Here is a 3,064-nt window from a genome sequence, read left to right on the forward strand (position 1 = left end):
CCCCCATGGGGGCGCTTGCGCGCAGCCTCTACACGACCCACAGCGCCCAGGGCAACGGCAGGAAGGATTTCTCCAGCATCCTGGAGTTCCTGCGCGGAGACGACGCCGGCTGACACGCCGGCGCCCGGATCGGGGACACGGCACCGGGCCGGGACGCGGCGTCCGCGCGGGCGCCGCGGCGCGGCCCGCCGTGCTACCCGGCGCCCTGCCCCTCCTCGCGGAAGAGGTGGACGTCGAGCTGCGGGAAGGCGATGGTGATGCCCTCGGCCTCCAGCCGGGTCTTGATGGTCTCCAGCATGTCCCACTTCAGCGGCCAGTAGTCCGTGGCCTTGCACCAGGGCCGCACCCAGAAGTCCACCGTGCTGGCACCGAGGTCACCCACCACCACCACGGGCGCCGGATCCGCGAGCACGCGCTCGTCGGCGGTGATGATCTCCATGAGCAGGTTCCGGGCCCGGGACAGGTCGGTGTCGTAATGCACGCCGATGACCATGTCCACACGGCGGGTATCCATCGCCGAGTAGTTCACGATGGTGCCACCGGTGACGCTCGCGTTCGGCACGATGACGACCTTGTTGTCCGGGGTGCGCAGCCGGGTCTGGAAGATCTCGATCTCGTCGACGGTACCGCTGGTGCCCGCGGCCTCGACGTAGTCCCCCACCCGGAAGGGGCGGAAGAGGATCATCAGCACCCCCGCCGCGAAATTGGACAGCGAGCCCTGCAGGGCCAGACCGACGGCCAGGCCGGCGGCACCGAGGATGGCGATGAGGGAGGCCGTCTGGATACCGAGCTGGCCAAGCGCGGCGATGATCACGAAGGCGAGGATCAGCGCGTAGATGATGTTGGCGGCGAAGCTCACCAGGGTGTCGTCGAGCCGCGCGCGCTGCATCAGCCGGCGGCTGACGCCCTTGAGGCCGCGGGCCGCCCACTTGCCGATGTAGAAGATGACGACAGCGCCGACGAGGTTGAGCAGGAAGTCGGCCCCGTTCGTGACCAGCCACGCGTAGCCCTGCTCGTAGAGTTGCTGCATGTCCTGCATGTGTGACGCTCCGCGGTTGTTGTTGTGCGTGGCGCCGCCCCGAAAGGGCGTCGCACGGGCACATTAAAGCCCCCCGGCCGGGCCGGGGGCAACCGCGGAAGGACGGCGGCCCGCGAGGCCGCCGCCGGGTCAGATGGCGCGGGAGAAGCGCCGCAGGATGTCGGACTCGCCGCGCCGGCGATGGGCGTCGAACGGCATCGCGATCTGACGCAGGAACAGCCGCCCCTGGCGGGTCACGGTCAGGCTGTCATCGCCGATGACCACCAGCCCGTCCGCCTCGGCGGGGCGCAGGTCGGCGAGGGCGTCGGCAAAGTAATCCGCGAAGTCGATGCCGTGGCGCGCGGAGACGTCGTTGAAGTCCAGCCGCGAGCGGCACATCACCGCCTCGATCACCTCGGCACGGAGTTCGTCGTCGGCGTCACGCCGGTATCCCTTGGCGACCGCGAGCCGGCCGTCGTCGATGGCCTCGTTGTAGGCCGCGAGATTGTGGTGATTCTGGCTGTAAGCGCCGGCGATGTGGCCGATGGCGGTGGAGCCCACGCCCACCAGATCCAGTCCGCCTCGGGTGGAATAGCCCTGGAAGTTGCGCTGCAAGGTATCGGCGGCCAGGGCCTGGGCGAGCTCGTCCTCCGGCAGGGCGAAGTGGTCCATGCCGATGTAGACGTAGCCCGCCTCCGTGAGCCGGCGGATGGCGTCGTTGAAGATGCCCAGCTTCTCCTCGGGCCCCGGCAGCGTATCGGCGTCGATCTGGCGCTGCATCTTGAAGCGCTCGGGCAGGTGGGCGTAGTTGTAGATGGCCAACCGCTCGGGACGCATGCGGATGATCCGCTCCAGGGTCGCGTCGAAGCGCGCCCGGTCCTGCTTCGGCAGACCGTAGATGAGGTCCATGTTGGTGGAGGTGAAGCCCTCGCCACGGGCCGCGGCGAGCACCTGCGAGACCATCTCGGCGGACTGTATCCGGTTGATGGCGGCCTGCACCGCCGGGTCGAAGTCCTGCACACCCAGGCTCACCCGGGAGAAGCCCATCCCGCGGAGCCGGCGCATGCGGGCCGGGTCCACCGTGCGCGGGTCGATCTCGATGGAGAACTCCCGCTCGGCAACGGGGGCGAACGGAAAGGCCTCGCCGATCACCCTCATCAGGCGCTCGAGCTGGTCGTCGTCCAGGTAGGTGGGCGTGCCGCCGCCGAAATGCAGCTGCGCCAGCGGCCGCGGGCCAAGCAGGGTCGCCTGGGCGTGGATCTCGCGGATCAGCCGCTCCAGGTAGTGCTCGGCGTGACGGCGGTTGGCAGTGATGATCCGGTTGCACGCGCAGTAGAAGCACGCCGAGTGGCAGAACGGCACGTGCACGTACATCGACAGCGGCTCGTCCGGGGCGCGGTGTGCGCGCACGTGGGCCACGTAGGCGGCCTCGTCCCAGCCGGGGTGGAAAGCGAGCGCCGTCGGATAGGACGTGTACCGCGGGGCGGTCACGTCGTAGCGCTCGAGCATCTGCGGGTCGATCTGTAGGGTCTCGGACATGGCAACCTCCACGCACGCCCCCTGGGGATGGGTTCAGGACGGCGCATTTGTGGCAGGATAAGGCATAAATCAGGGGCTGCTTTTGATCCAGATCATGGCCGGCAAACATGGGTCTCGAAACACACCGGGAAACGGCGGCTTCCGCCGCTACGCCTGGCAGGCGCTGGCCGGGAGCTGCATCGCCCTGGGCATGCTCGGGGTGGCCCTGCCGCTGCTGCCGACCACGCCGTTCCTGCTGCTCGCGGCCTACGCCGCCTCGCGCAGCTCGCCGGCACTGGCGCGCTGGCTCCACGAGCACCCGCGGCTCGGACCGCCGCTGGCGGACTGGCAGGAACGCCGGGCCATCCGACCGGCGGCGAAGCGCACGGCCATCGGACTGATCGTGGTGAGCTGGGGGATCATGATGGCGACGGTGGAACCGCTGCCGCTGCGCCTGGGCGTCTCCGCGCTGCTGCTCGGCGTCAGCACCTTTATCGTCACCCGACGGTCGTGACGGGCGGGGCCGCG

The 3,064-nt window shown here is 69.5% G+C and carries 3 protein-coding genes; 1 reads left to right on the forward strand and 2 read right to left on the reverse strand.

The window, feature by feature from the left end:
- Positions 1 to 193: 193 nt before the first annotated feature.
- Both G7A99_RS06670 and hemN read right to left on the reverse strand, forming a co-directional pair.
- On the reverse strand, positions 194 to 1,039 hold the full coding sequence (locus G7A99_RS06670; protein WP_163139267.1) for a mechanosensitive ion channel family protein: 846 nt from the start codon (positions 1,037 to 1,039) through the stop codon (positions 194 to 196).
- 129 nt (positions 1,040 to 1,168) lie between these two features.
- Positions 1,169 to 2,557, reverse strand: a complete 1,389-nt coding sequence (hemN, locus tag G7A99_RS06675; RefSeq protein ID WP_163139268.1) for an oxygen-independent coproporphyrinogen III oxidase — start codon at positions 2,555 to 2,557, stop codon at positions 1,169 to 1,171.
- 94 nt (positions 2,558 to 2,651) lie between these two features.
- Between hemN and G7A99_RS06680 the strand changes: the two genes are divergently transcribed.
- The gene (locus G7A99_RS06680; protein WP_163139269.1) at positions 2,652 to 3,050 is read left to right on the forward strand and encodes a YbaN family protein; all 399 of its coding nucleotides are present in this window, start codon (positions 2,652 to 2,654) and stop codon (positions 3,048 to 3,050) included.
- Positions 3,051 to 3,064 lie beyond the last annotated feature (14 nt).

This window comes from Arhodomonas sp. KWT (assembly GCF_010993615.1).

What these genes read in the sequence shown, in the direction of transcription:
- G7A99_RS06670 (WP_163139267.1), bottom strand. Translation starts at nt 1,039, where the DNA reads ATGCAGGACATGCAGCAACTCTACGAGCAGGGCTACGCGTGGCTGGTC.
- hemN (WP_163139268.1), bottom strand. Translation starts at nt 2,557, where the DNA reads ATGTCCGAGACCCTACAGATCGACCCGCAGATGCTCGAGCGCTACGAC.
- G7A99_RS06680 (WP_163139269.1), top strand. Translation starts at nt 2,652, where the DNA reads ATGGCCGGCAAACATGGGTCTCGAAACACACCGGGAAACGGCGGCTTC.